Consider the following 20,912-nt stretch of genomic DNA (forward strand, 5'->3'; position numbering starts at 1 on the left):
GGCTACGCGTTACCCGAACAGTCCGGTCGACAGGTACCGTTCGCCGCTGTCCCAGAAGACCGTCACGACGAGCGGACAGTCCGCGACATCCGCGCCGCCGTCCGGTTCCGGTGTCGCCGGCTGCTGGCGATCGAACGCGTCCGGGATTTCCGGACACCCACCGGCGGGGTCGGCGATTTCGGTGGCGATTCTGTTCGAAACCAGACTCGTCGCGCCGCTCGACTGCCCGACGAGAACGCCCTCCTCGCGGGCGAGGCGGCGACACTCGTCCTCGGCGTCTTCCAGTCTGACCGTCTCGACGCGGTCGACCAGGTCCAGATCGAGGTTGTCGCTGACGAATCCCGGACCCATGCCCTGGAACTCGTCCTCGCCGGACTCGCCGGTCGAGAGGACGGCGTTCCGTTCCGGCTCGACGGCGATGATATCCATCTCGGGGAACGCTTCGCGGAGTCGGCGCCCGGTTCCCGAAAGCGTGCCACCGGTGCCGACGCCGGCGACGAACGCGTCGATTTCGCGGTCGCCGACCTGTTCTAGAATCTCGGCTCCGGTCGTCTGGTAGTGTGCCTTCGGATTGGCCGGATTCTCGAACTGGCCGAGCTGAACCGCGCCCTGCGCCGCGAGTTCGGTCGCGCNTGTCTGGTAGTGTGCCTTCGGATTGGCCGGATTCTCGAACTGGCCGAGCTGAACCGCGCCCTGCGCCGCGAGTTCGGTCGCGCGTTCGCGGGCGTCTTCCATCTCGCCGTCGACGAGTTCGAGTTCGGCGCCGTAGGCGGCCATGACGCGGCGGCGTTCCTCGGATTTGGAGGCGGGCATGACGATGGTGAGGTCGTAGCCGCGGGCGGCGGCGACGAGCGCGAGACCGATGCCGGTGTTTCCGCTCGTCGGTTCGACGAGCCAGTCGCCGGGTTCGATCGCGCCCTCGCGTTCGGCCGTACGGATCATCTCGCGGGCCGGGCGGTCCTTGGCCGAGCCTCCCGGATTAAAGGATTCGACTTTTGCGGCGACGGTTGCCCCATCCGGTGAGTCGACCTGGACGAGCGGCGAGCCGACGGTGTCCAGGATGCTTCCCTTCATTAGACCAGGGTATGGAGTCGAGACATAAACCCGTGCTGGACACAGGCAGGACGTGCCGGTGGTGACGTTCACGCCCGGTGATAGGGTCGCTATCTCCGGTCCGTAGGGCGTCAGTTCGACGGCAGCGCAGGCGTCACCGTCTCGGACGCGTCGATTCGCTCTTGGGCGTAGGCGTCTGCCGCATCGAGGACCGTGCAGTCGTCGGTTTCGGCGCGGTCGATCATCTCGCCGAGGCGATCGCCGATCGCTTCGGCCTCCGCGTAGGCCTCGTCGTAGGTGCCGCCGAGGTGTTCCTTGCCGACGGTGATCAGCCCGCCCGCGTTGATCACGTAATCGGGCGCGTAGAGGATATCCCGCGCGGCGAGTTCGTCGGCGTGACGCCGCTCCGCGAGGACGTTGTTCGCGGAGCCGGCGACGATGTCGCACTCGAGTTGGTCGATCGTCTCGTCGTTGACGACGCCGCCGATCGCGCAGGGAGCGAAGACATCGCACGGCTGCTCGTAGACCGAATCCGGTGCGACGACATCGACATCGTGGACCGCGGTCAACTCGTCGATAGCGTCCCGGTTCACGTCGGAAATCGTCACGGACGCGCCGTGTTCGAGGAGTTCTTCGGCGAGTAGATAGCCGACCTTGCCAAGCCCCTGGACGACGACGTCGAGGTCGCCCGACGAATCGGTGCCGTAGACGTGTTCGGCGCAGGAACGGATACCGTGGAAGACGCCGTGTGCCGTGACTTCGGAGGGGTTGCCTAGCCCGTCGCTGCCGCCGACGACGTGGTCGGTTTCGCGGGCGACGATGTCCATTTCTTCGGCTCCGGAGTTGATGTCGACCGAGGTGATATACCGCCCGCCGAGACAGTCGACGGCGCGGCCGTAGGCCTCGAGCGCGTCTTCGGTTTTGACCTCGGCCGGGTCGCCGACGATGACTGCTTTCCCGCCGCCAAGCGGCAGATCGGCGGCGGCTGCTTTATAGGTCATCGCCTCTGAAAGACGGAGCACGTCCGTCAGTGCGGCGTCTTCGGACTCGTAGTCGAGAATACGCGTCCCGCCGAGGCTCGGGCCGAGACTGGTGTCGTGAATCGCGATGATGGCCCGCAATCCCGTCTCCGGATCGGAAAAATACGATACCTGCTCGTGGCCCGGCGCGGCGATCGAATCGAATACCATACTGATAACGCTTGTGTTTGGTGTGAAAATACCACCGACTCGGCGCGGGTCGCATCTGTCGCGTGTCAGGTCTGTCCGCCTCCGCAGCCCCAATGCCTGTCGGAAACACGGCCGTTAAGCATCTCGGTTCCCAATCCGTGCGTATGAGTCTCGAAACCATGCAGCCGAATCCCGCGTGGGACGCCGCCTCCTACGAGGACGCGGTCGATACCCTGGAAGCACACGACGACCTGGTATACGCGGTCTGGGGCGGAGACTGGTGTAAGGATTGTCGCCGACTCCTGCCGGACTTCGGGGCTGCCCTCGACGCGGCGGGCGTCCCCGAGGAGCGAATCGACGAGGTCGCCGTCGACGAGGACAAGCAAGGCCCCGGCGTCGACGAGTACGACATCGAGTTCATTCCGACGATCGTCGTCGAAACTGAGGACGGCGACGAAGTGACTCGCTTCGTCGAGGAGGAAGACGTGCCGCCGGCGATCTGGCTGGCCGAGCGGATCGACGACGAGCGATAGGCGATAGCCGATAAAGGTGGCAGACGCGCCGGAAGGTGCTGGCGGGACACGAGCGAGAAACGGCCCCATCCGACGGTGCGAGCGAAACGGAGTCCGCTGGAGTTCTTTGCGTCGCCGCCCTGTGTGAGAGTTCAGGAGCGTATATGTGTCTAGCGAACGAGGGGACAGTATGGAGAGCCGGCTTCAGCGATTCGTGGCGGAGGAGCTCTGGCTCCTGGTCTCGATCGTGACGCTCGCGCTCATCAGTCTCGCGGGGGTCGCCGGATTCGAGTTGTTCTCCGGCGCGATTGCCATCGTCGGCTGGTTTCTGCTGACGCCGATACTGCTGTTCTGGGGCGACGAGATCGCAGCGGCCCTCGGTAGCGAGCGCGAGACGCCAGCGCCGACGCGCGAGCGCGATGCACTCGACGAACTCAAACACCGGTATGCAAGCGGCGAACTCGGCGAGGACGAGTTCGAACATCGACTCAGTCGATTGCTGGAGGCAGACGACGCGTTCGAGCGCGGCAGGGACAGACCGAACGATAGTAGCGAGAGGAAATCGAGAGCGGTCGATATCGGGCGCTCGACCGGACAGGACGCGTCAGTGGATTTCGCCGGAACGGACGGGAACGATGCCAAGGAGCGAGGAGTTGACCGATAGCGACGGGTTCGGGATCGACCATCGAGCCTGGACCCGACGGTACCGACCGCCGACTCGACACGAGTCGACGCTAGAACGGACTTTCGGTCTCCGTCCTGCCGTCCTCGAGCCACTCGAGTGCCTCCTCAACATCGTGCGTCGGCGGCGAGCACGTCCGATCCCGACAGACGTACAGCGTCGGCTCACCGTCTCTGGTTGCTCGTCCGGCCCAAATCGCCGGCTCGTCTGCGAGTTCGAGTTCGTCGAGCCACGCCGCGAGTTCGTCGTCGGTCGCCGGTCGTCGCGCGAACAGGCGATCGGGAAGGTAGCGCGAGGCGAACGGCTCGACGAACGCCTCGGGAAGTTCGTCCGCGGCGATCGTAATTTCGAGTGCGCCGGATTCGAGCCGGTCGGCGGCGAGACAGAGCGTCGCGTGTTCGAGCGAGTTCGTCTCCAGGCGATTGGCGTGGGTTTCGAGCACCGTCGTGGCTATCCGTTCGAACTCGCCGCTTTCACCGGCGAACCCGTCGAGTTGGAGTAGCGTCTCGACCGCGACACCGGCGGCGGAGGGCGTCGACTGGTCGCCCAGTTCCTGTGGGCGGGTGACGAGGGATTCGCCGCTCTCGGGCGTGAAGTACAGCGTCCCCTGCGCTTCGTCCCAGAACTCGGCCTCGATGACGCGCGCGAGTTCGAGTGCGAACGCGAGGTGGTCGACCTCGCCGGTCGCCTCGTAGCAGCCGAGTGCGCCCCGCGCGAGGAAGGCGTAGTCCTCGAGGTAGCCGTCGATGGCGACGTCGTCATCCTTGTACCGCCGGGAGAGGCGCTTCTCGTCGCCGTCCCAGAGTCGCTCGCGGACGAACGCGAGTGCGTCGGTGGCCATCTCGGCGTAGTCGTCCTCGCCGAGGACCAGGGCTGCTTCGGCGCAGGTCGCGATCATCAGACCGTTCCAGCCCGCGAGCACCTTCTCGTCGCGGTTCGGTCGCGGGCGCTGTTCGCGCGCCTGAAACAGGTCCCGGCGGGCAGACTCGAGGCGATCTTCGACCTCGTCCGCCGGCAGGTCGAACCGGTCCGCCAACTCGTCGATCGAGGCGACGCGGTTCGGTTGATTCGTCCCCTCGAAATTGCCCGATTGGGTGATGTCGTATCGGGAGCGGAACAGTTCGGCGTCGGTCTCGTCCGTCACGGCGGCCTCGACTTCGTCGGGCGTCCAGACGTAAAACGCCCCCTCCTCGCGCTCGCCGGTTTCGGGATCTTCGCTCTGGGCGTCGAGCGTGCTGAAAAAGCCTCCCGCGTCGTGAGTCAGTTCGCGCTCGACGAAGTCCAGCGTCTCCGCGACCACCTCGGCGTAGCGCTCGTCGCCGGTCTGCTGGTAGCCGAGCAGGAACGCCCGCGGAATCTCGGCGTTATCGTACAGCATCTTCTCGAAGTGAGGGACCGTCCAGTCCCGATCGACGCAGTAGCGGTGGAAGCCGCCGCCGACGTGGTCGTAGAGCCCGCCCGCCGCCATCGCGTCGAGCGTCTCGACGAGGACCTCGCTGAACTCGTCGCGCCCCGTCCGGTCCGTGGCGCGGGCGAGAACGCGGAGCCGCGAGGGCTGGGGGAACTTCGGCCCGTCGGAACCGAAGCCGCCGAACTCGCGGTCCGCGCTCCGAAGGGAGGCGTTTGCGGCCGCTTCGAGCACGTCGCTCGACGGCGGCTGCGACGCACCGACGGCATCCGGCGTCTCCTCGAGTCGATCCGTTGCGGCTGCCGTCCACTGGTCGGCGCGGTTCTCGATTTCCTCGCGGTCGCTCTCCCACGAGTTCGTCACGTTTTCGAGAACGTCGAGAAAGCCGGGCTGTCCTCGCTTTGCCTCCCTCGGAAAGTAGGTGCCGACGTAGAAGGGCTTGCCCTCGGGGGTGAGCCACGCCGAGAGGGGCCAGCCGCCGCGCCCGGTGACGAGCTGGCAGACGGTCATGTAGATGCTGTCGATATCGGGGCGCTCCTCGCGGTCGACCTTGATCGGAACGAAGTGCTCGTTGAGTTCCGCTGCGACGGCCTCGTCGGCGAAGCTTTCGTCCGCCATGACGTGACACCAGTGACACGCCGAGTAGCCGATCGAGAGGAAGATAGGCACGTCGTGCTCGCGAGCCGTCTCGAGGGCCCGTTCGTCCCAGGGTTGCCAGTTGACGGGGTTGTCCGCGTGCTGGCGCAGATAGGGGCTCTCCTCGTCCTCGAGGCGGTTTCGCTGCGTCGGTTGAGCCATAGATTCGCCTACGGTTGGCAGTCCTAAAAGCCCGCTGTACCGCGAGATGGCGAGTTCGAGAACGGATACCGCCGGTTGAAACCGTGCTGCGAGCGTCGGCTGCGATACTGGCGAGGAGAGAATCGGCACCGGCGGCCGACCGTTTCCCCGCGGGAACACGCCGCGGACAGCGTGGGCAGGTCGGTGGTCGATAGTCGATGACCGATAGCGGTTCGATAGTCACGAACCGCTACGCGACAGCCATCGACTCTCGCTGCGAGCGACTGCGCGTCGGGGCGGTCAAAAAACAGGGTCCGGCGTCGCCTTCAGCGTTAGTTGCCGCCGCCACCGCCACCGCCACCGCCGCCGCCGCCGCCGTCACCGCCGCCGTTGCCGGTCTCGGTTTCGTTAGCAGCGCCGTTGTCGGTCTCGGTTTCGTTAGCAGCGCCGTTGTCGGTCTCGGTTTCATTGCCGTTTCCACCGGTTTCGCCGCCGCCGCCGCTGGACGCACCGAGACTCGCCTCGACCAGGTTCAACTCACCGCTACGGAACGAGCCGTCCTCGCCCATCGTCTCGCTGTCACCGGCGCTGAGGTCGGCATTCTCAGTCAGCAGGTATCCCAGTGATGGGGCAGAGCCGCCCATGTCACTGTTGATGAGATAGAGGTCCCAGTCGTCCGGCGTGTCGAACTCGTCCGTCAGCTCGGCGGATTCGAACACGTCGTCTTTCGTCCCCTGGTCCAGCTGCGAGGCGACTTCGAATTCGACGCCCGGGTGGTAATCGTCTCCAAACACGACGACCATATCGTCGCCTCCGCCATCGTCCTGTGCCGCAGCAGTTCCCGTCGCACCTGCACCGAGGGCGACCGCCGTCGTCGCGAGTGCGCCCTTTTTCATGAACGAACGTCTCGAATCGCCGAATAGTCCATTATCATCGTTTGTCATATCTCTCACCTGAATCCCCGTGTTTGGGGCAGACGGTTCTTGAGCCAATTTTCGCATAAGTGAGCGACATTGTTTCACCGTCTAAGATAGACTGTATTTGAGAAACAGATGGTTTGATGCCCACCTACGGCCGTATTTCGACGGATCTCGGAAGTCAAATGGAGAGCTGTCAACAATGGTTTTTTATCGATCCACCGGGGTGCTCGGCCGGCCGAGTTTGGGTCCGTTAAAACATATCGGATTCCGATAATAATGCCGATCGAACCTGCGCTCGGAGATCGGGCGCCCCGACGCTCGAGTTCGGGGCTGTACCCGGTTCACCCCGTTTCCAACGGAAATACGGATACGACGGAGAATCCATCGTACAGTAAAACAAACGATTTCCCGGGGCTGTACCGTCGAAAATCGATACAAGAAACCGGATCTATTTCGTGACTGTCCACACAGACAAGACATCAGTCGCCGGCCGCCGCGACGGGGACCGACGATCGAATCCCGTCCGGACGCGAGCGACGCAGTACTCGTGGCGCCGATCGGTCGCGACGCCCCCCTCGCCGCGCGACCCGATTTCCACGACCGCCGTTCCAAAACGGAGTATTGTGCCGACGAAAGCGAGGCGTGAAACGGGATACAACTGACGGCGCGAGCGCCTGCGCCGCCGCGTTTTCACCGGCAACCTCTCACTCGCGACGAACGTATTCTACGAAGGTGAACTCGTCGTGTTCGTCGCGGCTCACTGCCCGGAACGACTCGCGATTCCAGTCCGGGAGGCGCGCGTCGCCGTCCGGTTCGGCGTGGACCTCCGTGACGATCACCCGGTCGAGTTCGGGCAGGAACTGTTCGTACACCGTCGCCCCACCGGCGACGAACAGGCGGTCGGTGCCACCGTGGCGCTCGTCTGCAGCGGTTTCGGCCGTCGCGATCGCCGCCTCGATCCCGTGTGCAACGACCGCGTTCGCGGGCGTTTCGAGGTCGCGACTCGTCAGAACGATCGTCGTCCGCCCGGGTAGTGGCTCGCCGAGTGTGTCGACGATGCCCTCGTACGTTACCCGTCCCATGATGACGGGATGGTCCATCGTGACCGCCTTGAAGTGCTGCAGGTCTTCCGGAATGTGCCAGGGCATGTCGCCGTCCTTCCCGATAACGCCGTTGTCGGCGACGGCGACGATGCCGACGAGTTCGCGGTCGGTTTCGACCGCGGGGTCGGCGGTCATTCGGCGACTGCGAACTCGAGTCCGTCGTGGGACTCGTAGTCTCGAAGGGTGATGTTGTCGGCGGAAAGGTCGTCGATCGACGCGGCGTCGAGTTCGAGCGTCGGCCGGTCGAGTGGCTCGCGCGACAGTTGTTCGAGCAGTCCCGGGACGTGGTCCAGTCGCTCGTCGCCCTCGTCCTCGGCGGGGGCTTCGGACGCGAGCCACTCGCGGATTTCGCGGTACTCCGCGCGCTCTTCGGCGTCGGCGAGTCGGGACTGGAGGGCGTCGAGATTGTCGGCGTACCACTCGCCGCGCGCGCCGCGGCCGCAGTAGACGTGGGCGTCGACGACGGTGTGGGCGAAGGTGCCGGGTTCGAAACCGGTCTGCTGGGCGACGACCGTCGTCAGGAGCGCGTAGGCTGCAATGTTGAACGGAATCCCGAGCGCGATGTCGCCCGAGCGCTGGGTGAGGTGGCAGTTCAGTCGGTCGCCCTGGACGTTGAAGACGAACGAGTAGTGACACGGCGGCAGCGTCGAGACGGCCGCGTTCGCGGGGTGCCAGGCGTTGACCACGAGCCGGCGCGAGTTCGGCGAATCGGAGAGCGTATCGATGACGTACTGCAGTTGATCGAAGGTGCGGCGACCGTCGTCCTCCGCGGTGACCCAGCGGTGGCTCTCGTCGGGCCAGGACTCGCCGGGGAGCCGTGCGGGGTCGTCCGGAACCGGGTAGCGACGCCAGAACCGACCGTAGGCGGTGTCGAGTTTGCCCTCGTCGTCGGCCCACGCGTCCCAGATTTTGGTCTCCTCGCGGAGGTTCTCGATGTGCTCCTCGCCGGAGAGGTACCAGCAGACCTCGTGGAGCATCGAGTTCCAGCGGTAGCCGTCCATCTGCTTGGTCGTCAGGAGGGGATAACCCTCCCGAAGGTCGACCTCGTAGTGCTCGCTGAACGAGGAAATCGTGTCGACGCCGGTGCGATTGGGTTTGTGCGCCCCCTCGCTGAGTGCCGCGTCGACGAGGTCGAGGTACTGTTGCATTGTCGCGGTATTCGCGGCGGTGACGTAAAATGGGTTCGCGTTTGCGTCGGCCCGTTCACTTTCACCCCGGTGTCCAAACCGTCTTTATCCCCGCGCGCCTGCCACCGACTACGACTATGTCTGGTCGCGCCGGCACTCGAGTTCTCGCACTCCCGCCCAAAACGGTGCTCGAGCGGCCGGTTTCGACCCTCCGAGATATCGACGCGACGCTCGCGCCGGCTGCGGTCTGGGTGCTCGGCCGTTCCCGCGAGCCGACAGCCGCCGCCCGCATTCGCCACGCGATCGACGCGCCCGTGATCCACCCGCCGCTCGAAACGGGCGGTGATGCGCTTTCGAGACGACCGATCGGCGACGACGGACTCGCGTTCGCGGTCGCCCGGCGTGCGAGCGCGCTCCGCGCTGGCGACGGGATTTACAGCGCTTCAGACCGGAACGAGGACGAGAGCGAGGTCGACGCCCTCATCTGCGACGACATCGCGACGACGACCCGTCCCACCGCGCTCGAGACGTCCCTCGATCACGCGGCCGAACTCGCGGCGGCGCTGCCCACCGGACGGACGACGACCGTACTGACCGGCGGACTACCGGCCGGCTACGACGAACGCTGGCACGTCGCCGCCGAAACGGGCACGGTTCGAACCGTCGAACACGACCCGCCGCGTTCGCCCGACTCCGTGGCCGGCGACTGCGTCGCCGTTCGCGTCCGGGGTGCCGGTCCCGTCGACGGCTACGGCGGCCCGAACGCAGTCGTTGAACTCGAGTTCGCGGCCGACGGCCTCGTATCGAGCACCGCGCACGCGGCGAACGACTTCGGAGTGGAAGCCATCAGCGGAATCGGCCCGAAAACGGCCGACCGACTCGCGGAGGTCGGCGTGACGACCCAATCGGAGTTGCTCGAAACGCCGGTCGCCGCTCTCGCGGACGTCGAGGGCATCGGACCCAAGAGCGCGCGCAGGATGCACCGGCACGCGACGGTACTCGAAACGGGCGAGCCTCGGCGAGTCGGCGACGCGTCGTTGCCCGGCGAGCACTGGTCGACGCCGCCGCTTTGTATCGACATCGAAACCGACGGGCTCTCGCCGACGATCATCTGGCAGATCGGGGTCTACGACCCGTCCACGGATACCCACCGAGCGTTCGTCGAACGCGACGACCCGGCCGACCGGGCGTCGGTTCTCCAGGCGTTCTGCGACTGGCTGCTCGGCGTTCATCCGAACAGGGCGCTGCTCACCTGGAACGGCTGGCGGTTCGACTACCGCCACCTCGGAGCGTTCGTCGCCCGTCACTGCCCCGCCTACGCCGCGGAATGGGAGTCGATCCCCAAGTTCGACCTCTATCTCTGGGCCGACGGCGACGACAACGCGCTCCTCCCCGGCCGGACGAACGAACTCGACGTCGTCGCCGCCGAACTCGGCTACGACGGTGCGGCGACGGGGCTCGACGGCGCGCGGACTGCAGCAGCATATCAGCGGTTTATGCGAACGGGCGACGGATCCGAACTCGAGTGGGACCGCCACGAGGCCTACTGCGAGGACGATTGCCGTGCGCTGTGGCACGTCTACGAACGGCTTCGGGACGCGCCGCAGGTCTCGGCAGGCTCGTCCGCGAGCGGGGCCGCCTCGAGTTCACCGACCGCGGAGCAGGCGAGCGGCGAGCAGACCGGATTGGGTGACTTCTGAGAATGGGGATCGATACCGACAGCGACACCGATGTAGAGGGGGGTAGAGACGGAGGCGGAGACGGAGACGGTAATAGAAACACCGACGACGCCGGTACCGACCGAAGCAACGGCCGAACCATCGGCCAACATGACGTTCCGATCACCGGCGACGAACTGCTCGAGACGTTTCCCCGCGTTCGCTCCCGCGAGTCGGACGACGTTTCCGTCCTCGAACTCCCGGGTCGGGACGCATCGACGGTTCCTAACGCCGAGGTGCTCCGCCCCGAACTCGCCGGCCCGCTCGACGACGACCTCTACGCCCACCAGGCCGCGGCGCTTTCCGCGCTCTCTCGCGACGAGAACGTCTGCGTCGCGACGAGCACCGCCTCCGGAAAGACGCGGATCTACGCGCTCCAGATCGCCCGCCACTACCTGAACGCACGCGCCCGCAGCGGCGACGCGGATGCGACCGCCTACGTCTGCTATCCGACGAAAGCGCTCTCGCGCGACCAGGAACGCGAACTGAACGACTTCTACGATACCCTCGGACTCGACATCTCCGTGCGCGTCTACGACGGCGACACCGAACGCGGCGACACCCGCCGCCAGATCCGCGAGACGGCCGACGTGATCATCACCAATTTCGCCGGCGTGAACGCCTACCTGCACGACCACGACCGCTGGGCCCGCTTTCTCTCCGCGTGTGAACTCGTCGTGATCGACGAGTCCCACACCTACACCGGCGTCCACGGCATGCACGTCGCCTGGATCGTCCGCCGGTTGAAGCGCGTCCTCGAGTACTACGACGCCGACCCGCAGTTCGTCCTCACGAGCGCGACGATCGGCAATCCCGGCGCGCACTCGAGTTCACTCGTCGGCGAGCCGGTGACCGTGATCGACGAGGACGGCTCGCCGACGGGGCCGCGCGAGCTGGTGCTCTGGAATCCGCCGCCGCAGGCGCGCGAGGAGAGTGCCGATGAGCGCGCCAGCGGCAGTTCGGGTGACGAGACTCCTGACGATGGCGGCGAAGACGCCATCACCGACCGCGTTCCCGCAACCGTCGAGGCTCCGAAACTCCTCTCGCATCTGACCTACCACGACGCCCAGACGCTCCTGTTTACCCCGTCGCGAAAGCTCGCCGAACTCTCGGTCAAGCGCGCGTCGAAACACCGCCGCGACCGGAGCCGGTACTACACGAATCCCGACCGCGGAAGCGCCATCGAGCCCTACCATGCCGGCCACTCACGGCGAAACCGCCACGGAACCGAACACCGGCTCAAAACCGGTCTGCTCGACGGGGTGGCCTCGACGAACGCGCTCGAACTGGGGATCAACGTCGGCGAGATGGACGCCACCGTCCAGCTGGGCTATCCCGGCCAGCGCCAGTCGTTCTGGCAACAGCTCGGCCGCGCCGGCCGCGGAACGAAACGCGCCCTCTCCGTGCTCGTCGCCGGTCACCGAACGTTAGACCAGTACGTCGTCTCGAATCCCGACTACCTGCTCGAAACCGACGTGGAGGACGCCGTCGTCGACACCCGGAACGACGCCGTCTTCGCCCGGCACCTTCTGTGTGCGGCGGACGAACTCGCGCTCGACGAGTCAGACGGCGGTGCCGCGGGATTCGCCGATCGCGACCGGCTCGAGCGCGCCGTCGAGATGTGGCGACGCGCGGGGCGACTCGCCGGCCACCTCGAAACCGGCGTCTCGTACACCGGCCCGCCCAGACCGCAGGGGTCGGTCTCGCTGTACGCCACGACCGGCGAGGAGTACGCCGTCGAACTCGCCGAAGATGCCGACGAGCGCCACGATCCCGAAATGGAACCGCTCGCCGAGGAGCGCGTCCTGCGAGACTTCCACGAGGGCGCGGTCAGACTGCACGAAGGCAGGCAGTACGAGGTCTGTGCGGTCGACCACACGACGCCGCGCCCGTCGGTGACGCTCCGGCCGACCGACGTGAACTACTACACGCGGACGCGCACTGACGTGACGGTCCTCGACGCCGTCTCCGAGGAGTCCCGCGAAATCGGCCCGTTCACCCTGCACTTCGGCCGCGGTCGGGTGCTAGTCTACCACGGCACCTACGACAAGGTCGCGATCCACGGCGGACAGAAAACGGAACAAATGCTCCCGACCGAGAACCCGCCGCTCTCGATGGAGACGCAACTCTGCTGGCTCGAGGTCCCCGAGCGCGTCGAAACGGCGCTGGTCGAGAAGTATCGCGACGTTTCGATCCCGGAGCTGGACGGCGACCTCGCGGAAACCGCCCACCTCGGCTACGCCGGCGGCCTCCACGCCGCCGAGCACGCCACGATCGGCGTCGCGCCGCTCGAGTTGATGGTCGACAAGCGCGACCTCGGGGGACTCGCGACCCTCTCGATCGATTCGCACCTCGCCACCGCGACGGAGGACGGCGATACCGACGCCCGAGAGAACGCCAACGCCACCCCGCAGAACATCGCCGCCGCCGAAGCGACCGTCAGGGAGATCGCAAGTGAACTCGAGCACGAACCCGCGAGCGGCTGGTTCATCTACGACGGAATCGACGGCGGCCTCGGCTTCTCGCGGGCGATCTACGACGACTTCGAGGCCGTCGCAGCGCGGGCGCGCGACCTCATCGCCGACTGCGACTGCGGGCGCATCGACGGCTGTCCCGCCTGCGTGATGGACGATCAATGTGGTAACAACAATCGACCGCTACACCGCGACGCGGCCGTCGACGTGCTGGACCAGTTACTCGGGAACGCCGGTGAGGAAGCGCTCGAGGCGCACCTGCCCGACGAGGAGTACGGCGGCGATCGGCGGCCGCCGCTGTTCTACGCCTGACGGGTTCGGTCGGCCGCGTTACGACACCGCTGTGGACCGCCGATCCCGCGCCCGAGTGGGTCGCGTGGTCGGCCGATGAGCCGGGCGGCTCGACGCTCGAGCACTTCGAGGAGAAACTGATCCACCTGCGCGAGAACAGCCCGAAATAGCCACTGCGGCCCCCGCTCCAAGACTGGCTATCGCGGCTCGCCTAGAGAGCGCGGCGGAGGGACGGTAGTCAAGATCGCGTTGTGGGACCATGAGGCGACGTTCCGCCGATCACGTGATGATATTCTCGATCGACTATAAGTCACGCCTCGCCGCTCGTAGTGACCACAACTGTGCATACTTTCGTTCGCGGAAAGAGCAACGCTTACAGGTTCGTGCGTTCCGATACCGACCATGACAGAGACCGTACTCCTGATCGGCGGCGGCGGTCGCGAACACGCCATCGCCCGCGCGCTCGCGGACAGTGAGGGCGACCTCTACGCCTGCGCCGGCAACCGCAACCCCGGTATCGCCGCAATCGCAACCGAGTTCAAGACGCTCGAGACGACGAACCCCAAAGCCGTCGTCGAGTTCGCCGAGTCGGTCGACGCGACGCTCGCCGTCATCGGCCCCGAAGCACCGCTGCAGGCCGGCGTCGCGGACGAACTCGAGGCCGCTGGTGTCTACGCCTTCGGCCCAAAGGAAGAAGACGCCCGCATCGAGACGGACAAGGCGTTCCAGCGGCGGTTCATGCAGGAACACGACATCCCGGGCTGTCCGGACTTCGAGACGTTCGACGATATGGAGGCCGCCTGCGACTTTATCGACGAGTACGACGGCGACCTCGCGATCAAGCCCGCGGGCCTTACGGGCGGCAAGGGCGTGAAGGTCATCGGCGATCAGGTAACGGCGGCGGAAGGCGAGGAGTACATCCGCGAGTCGGATTACGACCGACTCGTCCTCGAAGAACGGCTGATCGGCGAAGAGTTCACGATTCAGGCGTTCGTCGCCAACGGCGCGTTCAGAACCGCCCCGGCGGTTCAGGACCACAAGCGCGCCTACGAGGGTGACGAGGGGCCCAATACGGGCGGCATGGGAAGCTACTCCGACGCGACGGCCGCGCTGCCCTTTATGACCGAGGGGGACTACGACGCGGCCGTTTCGATCATCGAGGCGACCGTCGACGCGCTCGGGGACTACCGCGGAATCCTCTACGGGCAGTTCATGCTGACCGCGGAGGGACCAAGAGTCATCGAGTTCAACGCCCGCTTTGGCGACCCCGAGGCGATGAACACGCTGCCGGTGCTCGAGACTGACTTCCTCGACGTGCTGACGGCTGCACGAGACGGCGAGTCGCTTCCTGAACTCGAGTTCGCCGACCAGGCGACGGTCTGCAAGTACGCCGTTCCCGCGGGGTATCCGACGGATCCCGAGGCGGGGGCGAAGGTGCAAATCGATGCGGAGAGCGCCGACGATGCACTGCTCTACTACGCCAGCGTGGACGACCGCGACGACGGCATCTACACGACCACCTCGCGCTCGTTCGCGCTCGTGGGCGTCGCCGACTCGATCTCTGACGCCGAAGAACTCGCGGAAGACGCCCTCGCCGTCGCCGGCGAGGAGGGACTTCATATCCGCCACGACATCGGCACCGCCGAACTCGTCCAGCAGCGGATCGATCACGTCGACGAACTTCGCGGCGAGTAAGCGTCACGACCGATTACTGATCGGTATCCGACTCTGACCCTTCGTCGTCGCTGAACTCGATCGGCTGGGAGTCGCTTTCGTCCCCTGCAAACGCCTCGTTGATGCCCTCCGGGTTGATCGCGTCGCCGAGCGTCGTCGGATCGGCGACCGCACCGACGCCCTCGTTTTCGACCGCGGTCTGGATGGTCTCGACGTCGACGGCGCTCGGCACGCGCTCCGAACCGGCGGCCCTGTCGAGTGCACGACGCAGGAGGACGTAGCCGGCGAGTGTGAGCGCACCGAACGCGAGCGCTCCCGGGACGCCGTAGCGCCGGTAGCCGATCGTCATCGCTTTCTTCCCGACGGTGAGTAGCCCGATCATAGCCATGGTAACTGTTGTAGCCTCGGCAGGTGGATGAACCTGCGCCCTTCGTGTGGAGGCCGGGCGGCGCAGAACGAACGCGGGCCCGGTCAGAGGACGACGACGACCGTCGCCGCCGCCCCGCCGACCAGCAGCAAGCCGCTGTACAGGGCGACCTGATTGCGAAAGTTCGTATTCGGCGAGGTGGCTGCCAGCATCGCCTTGACGACAATACTCGACACCGTCGCGAGTAGGATGGCGATCGTCGCCTCCGGCGCACCGAGCTGGCCGCCGCGATAGAGGACGACCGCGGACGTAGTCGCGCCGGCACTCGACACGAACCCGCTCGCGACGGCGGTCGCGTAGAACCCGAGCGTCCCGAACCAGGTCTCCGCGAGCGACCCGAACACGAGCACGACGAGGAAGACGGCCCCGAACGCGAGCGCGTTCTTCAGCGAGAACGGACTTTCGAGATCCATCGTACTCGACTCGCGCCAGTCCGCGGTGAGCGCCGCGATGACGAACGCGACGAGAATAACGGCCCCGAGCGGTACGATCGCTTCGACGAGCACGTCCGTCTCCGTTCCCATCGTAAAGCCGACTGCAATCGCCAGGTTTCGGGTCGCCATCGCGGCGTTTGCGAGCAAGATTGCGGCGACGGCGTACGACGCCGCATCGGGACGCTGTCTGACGTGATCGAGCATCGTCCCGACGACCGCCGTCGAGGACGCGAGCCCCCCGAAGAAGCCGGTCACGGCGATGCCGCGCCCGCCGTAGGTCGAGACGATCGCGTAGTTGACGATCCCGATTCCGGCAACGGCCACGACCATGAGCCAGATGACCTGCGGTTCGAGCGGAATCGTCAACCCGCCGAGTTCGAGTTCCGTCTCCGCCGGCAAGAGCGGGTAGATGACGAACGCCAGGATCGCAAACTCCGTCGTCGAACGCATCTCCTCTCTGGTGAGTCCCCAGGCGAACTCGTGGAGTTCACGCTTTAAGACGAGCAACAGCGACGAGAGGACGGCCACGGTGACGCCCTCGATGATGAACCCCGCGGCTACGAGCGAGCCGACGCCGTAGGCGACGAGCATCGAGACAGATGTCGTCAGCGAAAGCCCGGCATCCTCCTCGCCGAGTAGTCCCTGTACCGCGAGCAACACGCCCTGAACGATCACGAGCAGGCCGCCGAGGAACAACAGACTCTCGCCGATCGCCGTTTCGAGAACGAGGATCGTAAAGACGGAGGCGAGCAGACTAACGAGGGAGAACGTGCGAATCCCAGCCGACTTCTGTGACCACTCCCGTTCGAGTCCGAGAAACATTCCGAGCGCACCCGCGAGCGCGATGCGAAGGACTGTCTCGTCGAGTGGTGCATCGGCGAGTTGCAAGACGACCTCGTTCACTTCCTGCTGTTCTTCGCGGTCCTACATAAGCCCCCTGTCGGACTCGACAGCGATTCAGACCCACTAACGGACCGACTCGAGACCTATAGATCGACGTACTGTGCTTCCCACTCCCGTCGAGCTTCGAGTTCGCGTCTGCCGCGCCGGGTGAGCGTATAGAAGTTCGTCCGCCGGTCACGGTGGCCCTTCTCGACGAGTCCCTTGTCGACCAGCGTGTCGAGATTGGGGTAGAGACGACCGTGATGGATCTCCTTCTCGTAGTACTGCTCGAGTTCCTCCTTGATCGCCAGTCCGTGGGGCTCTTCCTCGCCAGCAATGACGTACAGCAGATCACGCTGGAATCCTGTCAGGTCGTACATTGGGAAAGTACCACCTGCACTTACTGTCGAATTTTAATAAGGCTATCGGGTTGTTTCGATAGAAATAGGCATATTACCTGGATAGCAGGTTGTTTCGCCGAATTTCGAATACTAACACCCATGACGCATTTTAGATGGAAACACACATAATGAGCGATTCATGTTTAGTGTCCGTCTCGTTTCAGCACGTATCTTACCGGCCGAACGAGTTCGCTCATCGGACTGAGACTGGCGAAACGGATAGTACAGCCGCTCACGAGTATAGTAAACAGGAAAGCAAATCGCGTGGCGGGAAAAACGCCACGCGATCGCTTGCCGCCCTGAATTGGTCCCCGCTGACGCTTCGGCCCTCCAAGCGAAGCGTCACCTGAAAGATTCCGCTGGTCCTACTTAAACCTACCGACATAGTATCGATTTATGATGTATTCACGCCGGAAATCACATATGCTCTTCCTCTAACACCCACCCGATGGCTCGTTTGTAGTAGGTGAACATCTGCTCGACGCCGTCGTGATTCATCTCCTCGCTTTCGAGGTGTTCAGTCAGGAACTCGTACTGCTCGCGGATTTCGTCTTCGTCGCGCATAGTCCCGTATTCTCCCGAGAGACACAAAAGACCGCCGGGAGTCGTGTCCCGCGTTGCCAATAGTTCATTGTCCGGCGACTGTCGATCGATCACCGTTGTTTCACGCGGTAGTCGAGCGTTTTTCGCCCCTGATACGGACTGCTTTCAATCAGTTCCGGCGCACCCGCAGGACGGTTCGCGAGTGCGCCGAGAACTCGTCACGGCAGACCGTATGACTCGACGGCAGCAATGGCTGCTCACCGGCCAATCAGTTGTTACGAGAAGCGTTCACGACCGGGGGAGTCCGTGAGGACTTTTTGTCCGCTCACCGTACGACATCGCATGAAAATACGGGGCGAGCGCGAGTGTACCGAGTGTGGAACTCGGTGGTCGTACTACGAAACCGGAAGCATCGACTGTCCCGCCTGCGGCAGCCTCCACAGCGTCGGCATCGACGATCGAACCGAACACACCGACCGACCGGTCTCGTTCGATCTCACGTCGATCCGGAACGCGATCGATGACGTCCCGACCGACGAACTCGCCGACCGCGTCCGCGATCACTGCCACGAGTTCGTCCGCCAGCGCGGCTTCGTCAGCGGTGGCGAGCTCCGCGATCTCACCGACACCTACCTCGCTGCCGCCGAACTGCACCACGTCGCCGATATCATCGCCCGTGAATCGTCGTTCGCCCTCGACGAGCGCGAGGAACTGTACTTTCTCTCCCTGCTGCGCGACGCCGATACGGGGACGCGCCCGCCCGCCGACGAGGTTCCGCCGCCGCTTCGAGCGGCGCGCGGCCTCGCATACGCGAACGCGATCAGCGCGTACCGCCGCGACCTCCGAACCTGGCTCGACGAGCGCGACCCCGATCTGACGAGCCCCGAACGCGCCGCCCTCGAAACGCTCGGCGAGCACGTCACCCGCGTGCGAATGCTCGACGGCGATATCGATCCACCGGTCGCCGACCGCCTCGTCGAGGTAACGCGCGACCTCGCGGACGGCCTGCGTGGAACCGGCAACGATGACGCTATCTCGCGCGCCCGAAAACAGTTAGCTGAACTCGAATAACGACAGTTTGACTCGTTTAATACTGTCTGGGTAACGCTCGCATTTCCCAACCGTGGGAGGTGGCAACATATAGTATTCGGTCGTTCCAAATCTTACCACATTTATACGCGCAATCGGTTACCGTTGAAGCAGGCGTAGTGGACGTCTCCCATGGACAGACCTGTCGGACGAACGCTCCGATGAGCTTCCTTTCGGTTTCACAGCCTGATTGGGGCATACGGCCGACAGATGCCGCCCATCCAAGGCGTCTGCTGTATGTGACAATGTCACAGGAATCATCGGAAGAACAAACGGAATCGAGCGGCAGTCGAACAGCAACTGAACCGAGTTCAGCAGGCGGAGGCCCAAGCCCGTACATCCCGGCGGGGCAAAGTATTGCTGAGCTCACGATCAAGGCGGTCGTGATCGGTCTCGCGCTCAACGTGGTGATGCTAACCGCGAACATGTACCTCGGGATGCGCTCGGGGATGACGATCAGCGCCTCCATTCCGGCCGCAGTCATCAGCATGGGGATCTTCTATGGCCTTCGTCGGGCCGGTATCGGCGGAACGATCCTCGAGAACAATATCGTCCAAACGATGACCTCCGCTGGCGAGGCGCTGGCAGCCGGTGTGATCTTTACGATCGCCGGCGTCACGTTCCTCGATCAGCCGATCGACATCGTCGGAACCGCAGCGGTCGCGATTCTGGGCGGACTGCTCGGGATTCTGTTTATGATCCCGATGCGCCGGTATCTCATCGTCGATAAACACGAGGAGCTTCCCTACCCCGAGGGAACTGCGTGTGCAGACGTTCTCGAGGCCGGAAACGAGGGCGACGACGGCGTGAAACTCATCTCGTTTGGCTTCATCGTGAGTTTCATCTACATGTGGTTGGCCAACGGGATGGCCGCCTTTCGGACGACGCTCCAGACGGCGTTTTCGGCGGGTCAAACCCGCGGGTTCGCCATCGGGGGCGACTTCACGCCCGCGCTCATCGGCGTGGGGTACATTATCGGTCCGAAGATCGCCGGCTACGTCTTCGGCGGCGGGCTCATCGCCTGGATGATGCTGATTCCGCTGCTCATCACGGGCGGGTTCGTTCCCGAATCGGCCGCTGACGCGGCACTTATCGCCCAGGCCGACGCGGTCTGGGACGAATACATCCGCTACGTGGGGGCCGGGGCGATGATCGTCGGTGGATTCTACGCCATCGTCTCGATGCGCGGCACGATCGTCGACGCGCTCGGAACCGCGTTCGAGGAACTCCGCGGCTCCGCAGCGTCCGCGGCCGACTCTCAAAAGCGCACGCAGCGGGACCTCCCGATGAAGCTCGTCGTCGGCGGTGCCGTGCTGATCGCGTTCGCGCTGGTCGCCATCCCGCAGGTGCAAGTCGGGATTCTCGGCGGCTTCATCGCGGTCATCGCCGCGTTCCTCTTCGTCGCCGTGTCAGCCTACCTCGTCGGGGTCGTCGGCAGCTCGTCGAACCCCGTCTCCGGGATGGCCGTGGCGACGATCCTGATCGCCGCGCTGGCCCTGAAATCGACCGGCGTGAACGACCCCGTCGTCGTGCTGATGACGGCGTCGGTCGTCGCCATCGCCGCAGCCGTCGCCGGCGACACGTCTCAGGACTTAAAGACCGGCTACCTCCTCGGTGCGACGCCGCGCAAACAGCAGATCGCACAGGTGATCGGCATCGCCCTCTCCGCGCTGTTCGCCGGCTGGATTCTGTACTTCTTCAACGAAGCCTACGGAATCGGCAGCGACACCATTCCCGCTCCCCAGGCCGGGATGATGGCGCTCATCTCCGAGGGCGTCCTCACGGGCACCGCCCAGTGGGGGATGATCCTCATCGGTGCCGTCTTCGCGTGCGTCCTGATCCTCATGGACGTTCCCGTCCTGCCGTTCGCGGTCGGCATCTACCTGCCGATCACGCTCGCGACGCCGATCTTCCTCGGCGGCCTGCTCCGCGCGGGAATCGATAAGTACGTCGCGCGAAAGGACGACGAGGACGGCACGCTCGCGGCACAGGCGACCTCTCGCGGTCGGATCGTCGCGGCCGGGCTGATCACCGGCGAGGCGATTATGGGGATCGTCATCGGCGCGCTGTACATCACCGGCACCGGTGCCGCAAGCGGCGCACCGTTCGCGCTGGGTCTCGCCGGTGACACGCAGACGATCCTCGGCGGCGTCGCAATCGTCGCCCTGATCGGTCTCTTTACGGCCAGCGTGCTCCGGAACACCGGTAACGTCGCCGACGCGTAAACA

General features: G+C 65.0%; 17 protein-coding genes. 7 read left to right on the forward strand and 10 right to left on the reverse strand.

Annotation, left to right across the window (positions count from 1 at the left end):
• Positions 1–9: 9 nt before the first annotated feature.
• Entirely contained in the window at positions 10–1,074 is a 1,065-nt protein-coding gene (locus tag C481_RS13090; protein WP_006109704.1) for a PLP-dependent cysteine synthase family protein, read from the reverse strand.
• 110 nt (positions 1,075–1,184) lie between these two features.
• Positions 1,185–2,243 carry a Leu/Phe/Val dehydrogenase gene (locus C481_RS13095; RefSeq protein ID WP_006109705.1) on the reverse strand — a complete coding sequence of 353 codons (1,059 nt, stop codon included), beginning with the start codon at positions 2,241–2,243 and terminating at the stop codon, positions 1,185–1,187.
• A 143-nt stretch (positions 2,244–2,386) separates the two neighbouring features.
• Here C481_RS13095 and C481_RS13100 point away from each other — a divergent pair, with 143 nt between their 5' ends.
• Positions 2,387–2,755, forward strand: a complete 369-nt coding sequence (locus C481_RS13100; RefSeq protein ID WP_006109706.1) for a TlpA family protein disulfide reductase — start codon at positions 2,387–2,389, stop codon at positions 2,753–2,755.
• A 169-nt stretch (positions 2,756–2,924) separates the two neighbouring features.
• Positions 2,925–3,398 (forward strand): SHOCT domain-containing protein, encoded by a 474-nt coding sequence (locus C481_RS13105; RefSeq protein WP_006109707.1) that lies wholly within the window; start codon positions 2,925–2,927, stop codon positions 3,396–3,398.
• 70 nt (positions 3,399–3,468) lie between these two features.
• On the opposite strand, the gene C481_RS13110 is transcribed toward C481_RS13105, so the two are convergent.
• The 4 genes from C481_RS13110 to thyA all read right to left on the reverse strand — a co-directional run bounded on the left by C481_RS13110 (position 3,469) and on the right by thyA (position 8,772).
• Complete coding sequence (locus C481_RS13110; RefSeq protein ID WP_006109708.1) at positions 3,469–5,622, reverse strand: thioredoxin domain-containing protein; 2,154 nt, start codon at positions 5,620–5,622, stop codon at positions 3,469–3,471.
• Between the two features lie 311 nt (positions 5,623–5,933).
• On the reverse strand, positions 5,934–6,545 hold the full coding sequence (locus C481_RS13115) for a calcium-binding protein (protein ID WP_193787838.1): 612 nt from the start codon (positions 6,543–6,545) through the stop codon (positions 5,934–5,936).
• Positions 6,546–7,225: 680 nt separating this feature from the next.
• The gene (locus C481_RS13130; RefSeq protein WP_006109710.1) at positions 7,226–7,759 is read right to left on the reverse strand and encodes a dihydrofolate reductase; all 534 of its coding nucleotides are present in this window, start codon (positions 7,757–7,759) and stop codon (positions 7,226–7,228) included.
• Positions 7,756–8,772 carry a thymidylate synthase gene (gene thyA / locus C481_RS13135; RefSeq protein ID WP_006109712.1) on the reverse strand — a complete coding sequence of 339 codons (1,017 nt, stop codon included), beginning with the start codon at positions 8,770–8,772 and terminating at the stop codon, positions 7,756–7,758. Before thyA ends, C481_RS13130 begins: the two co-directional genes overlap by 4 nt.
• Positions 8,773–8,888: 116 nt before the next feature.
• Here thyA and C481_RS13140 point away from each other — a divergent pair, with 116 nt between their 5' ends.
• From C481_RS13140 to purD, 3 genes are all read left to right on the forward strand, one after another.
• The gene (locus C481_RS13140) at positions 8,889–10,451 is read left to right on the forward strand and encodes a ribonuclease H-like domain-containing protein (RefSeq protein WP_006109713.1); all 1,563 of its coding nucleotides are present in this window, start codon (positions 8,889–8,891) and stop codon (positions 10,449–10,451) included.
• Positions 10,452–10,453: 2 nt separating this feature from the next.
• Positions 10,454–13,255, forward strand: coding sequence for a DEAD/DEAH box helicase (locus C481_RS13145; RefSeq protein ID WP_006109716.1), 2,802 nt, complete (start codon positions 10,454–10,456; stop codon positions 13,253–13,255).
• Between the two features lie 381 nt (positions 13,256–13,636).
• Entirely contained in the window at positions 13,637–14,929 is a 1,293-nt protein-coding gene (gene purD / locus C481_RS13150; protein WP_006109717.1) for a phosphoribosylamine--glycine ligase, read from the forward strand.
• 13 nt (positions 14,930–14,942) lie between these two features.
• On the opposite strand, the gene C481_RS13155 is transcribed toward purD, so the two are convergent.
• The 4 genes from C481_RS13155 to C481_RS22230 all read right to left on the reverse strand — a co-directional run bounded on the left by C481_RS13155 (position 14,943) and on the right by C481_RS22230 (position 17,616).
• Positions 14,943–15,290: a hypothetical protein gene (locus tag C481_RS13155; protein ID WP_049904638.1), complete on the reverse strand. Its 348-nt coding sequence runs from the start codon at positions 15,288–15,290 to the stop codon at positions 14,943–14,945.
• An 89-nt stretch (positions 15,291–15,379) separates the two neighbouring features.
• A complete protein-coding gene (locus C481_RS13160; RefSeq protein WP_006109720.1) occupies positions 15,380–16,672 on the reverse strand; it encodes an MgtC/SapB family protein in 1,293 nt (430 codons plus the stop codon).
• Between the two features lie 83 nt (positions 16,673–16,755).
• Positions 16,756–17,031, reverse strand: coding sequence for a PadR family transcriptional regulator (locus C481_RS13165; RefSeq protein WP_006109721.1), 276 nt, complete (start codon positions 17,029–17,031; stop codon positions 16,756–16,758).
• Between the two features lie 438 nt (positions 17,032–17,469).
• Positions 17,470–17,616 (reverse strand): hypothetical protein, encoded by a 147-nt coding sequence (locus tag C481_RS22230; RefSeq protein ID WP_006109722.1) that lies wholly within the window; start codon positions 17,614–17,616, stop codon positions 17,470–17,472.
• Between the two features lie 321 nt (positions 17,617–17,937).
• Between C481_RS22230 and C481_RS13170 the strand changes: the two genes are divergently transcribed.
• Both C481_RS13170 and C481_RS13175 read left to right on the forward strand, forming a co-directional pair.
• The gene (locus C481_RS13170; protein ID WP_006109723.1) at positions 17,938–18,666 is read left to right on the forward strand and encodes a DUF7117 family protein; all 729 of its coding nucleotides are present in this window, start codon (positions 17,938–17,940) and stop codon (positions 18,664–18,666) included.
• A gap of 263 nt (positions 18,667–18,929) precedes the next feature.
• The gene (locus C481_RS13175) at positions 18,930–20,909 is read left to right on the forward strand and encodes an OPT family oligopeptide transporter (RefSeq protein WP_049904639.1); all 1,980 of its coding nucleotides are present in this window, start codon (positions 18,930–18,932) and stop codon (positions 20,907–20,909) included.
• Positions 20,910–20,912 lie beyond the last annotated feature (3 nt).

Origin of the sequence: Natrialba asiatica DSM 12278 (assembly GCF_000337555.1) — an archaeon.
GTDB lineage: Archaea > Halobacteriota > Halobacteria > Halobacteriales > Natrialbaceae > Natrialba > Natrialba asiatica.

Excerpts from the sequence above, each read along its gene's own strand:
- C481_RS13130 (WP_006109710.1), bottom strand. The coding sequence starts at position 7,759 with ATGACCGCCGACCCCGCGGTCGAAACCGACCGCGAACTCGTCGGCATC.
- purD (WP_006109717.1), top strand. The coding sequence starts at position 13,637 with ATGACAGAGACCGTACTCCTGATCGGCGGCGGCGGTCGCGAACACGCC.
- C481_RS13145 (WP_006109716.1), top strand. The coding sequence starts at position 10,454 with ATGGGGATCGATACCGACAGCGACACCGATGTAGAGGGGGGTAGAGAC.
- C481_RS22230 (WP_006109722.1), bottom strand. The coding sequence starts at position 17,616 with ATGCGCGACGAAGACGAAATCCGCGAGCAGTACGAGTTCCTGACTGAA.
- C481_RS13095 (WP_006109705.1), bottom strand. The coding sequence starts at position 2,243 with ATGGTATTCGATTCGATCGCCGCGCCGGGCCACGAGCAGGTATCGTAT.
- C481_RS13140 (WP_006109713.1), top strand. The coding sequence starts at position 8,889 with ATGTCTGGTCGCGCCGGCACTCGAGTTCTCGCACTCCCGCCCAAAACG.
- C481_RS13165 (WP_006109721.1), bottom strand. The coding sequence starts at position 17,031 with ATGTACGACCTGACAGGATTCCAGCGTGATCTGCTGTACGTCATTGCT.
- C481_RS13105 (WP_006109707.1), top strand. The coding sequence starts at position 2,925 with ATGGAGAGCCGGCTTCAGCGATTCGTGGCGGAGGAGCTCTGGCTCCTG.
- C481_RS13175 (WP_049904639.1), top strand. The coding sequence starts at position 18,930 with ATGTCACAGGAATCATCGGAAGAACAAACGGAATCGAGCGGCAGTCGA.
- C481_RS13170 (WP_006109723.1), top strand. The coding sequence starts at position 17,938 with ATGAAAATACGGGGCGAGCGCGAGTGTACCGAGTGTGGAACTCGGTGG.
- C481_RS13100 (WP_006109706.1), top strand. The coding sequence starts at position 2,387 with ATGAGTCTCGAAACCATGCAGCCGAATCCCGCGTGGGACGCCGCCTCC.
- C481_RS13155 (WP_049904638.1), bottom strand. The coding sequence starts at position 15,290 with ATGATCGGGCTACTCACCGTCGGGAAGAAAGCGATGACGATCGGCTAC.
- C481_RS13115 (WP_193787838.1), bottom strand. The coding sequence starts at position 6,545 with ATGACAAACGATGATAATGGACTATTCGGCGATTCGAGACGTTCGTTC.
- thyA (WP_006109712.1), bottom strand. The coding sequence starts at position 8,772 with ATGCAACAGTACCTCGACCTCGTCGACGCGGCACTCAGCGAGGGGGCG.
- C481_RS13110 (WP_006109708.1), bottom strand. The coding sequence starts at position 5,622 with ATGGCTCAACCGACGCAGCGAAACCGCCTCGAGGACGAGGAGAGCCCC.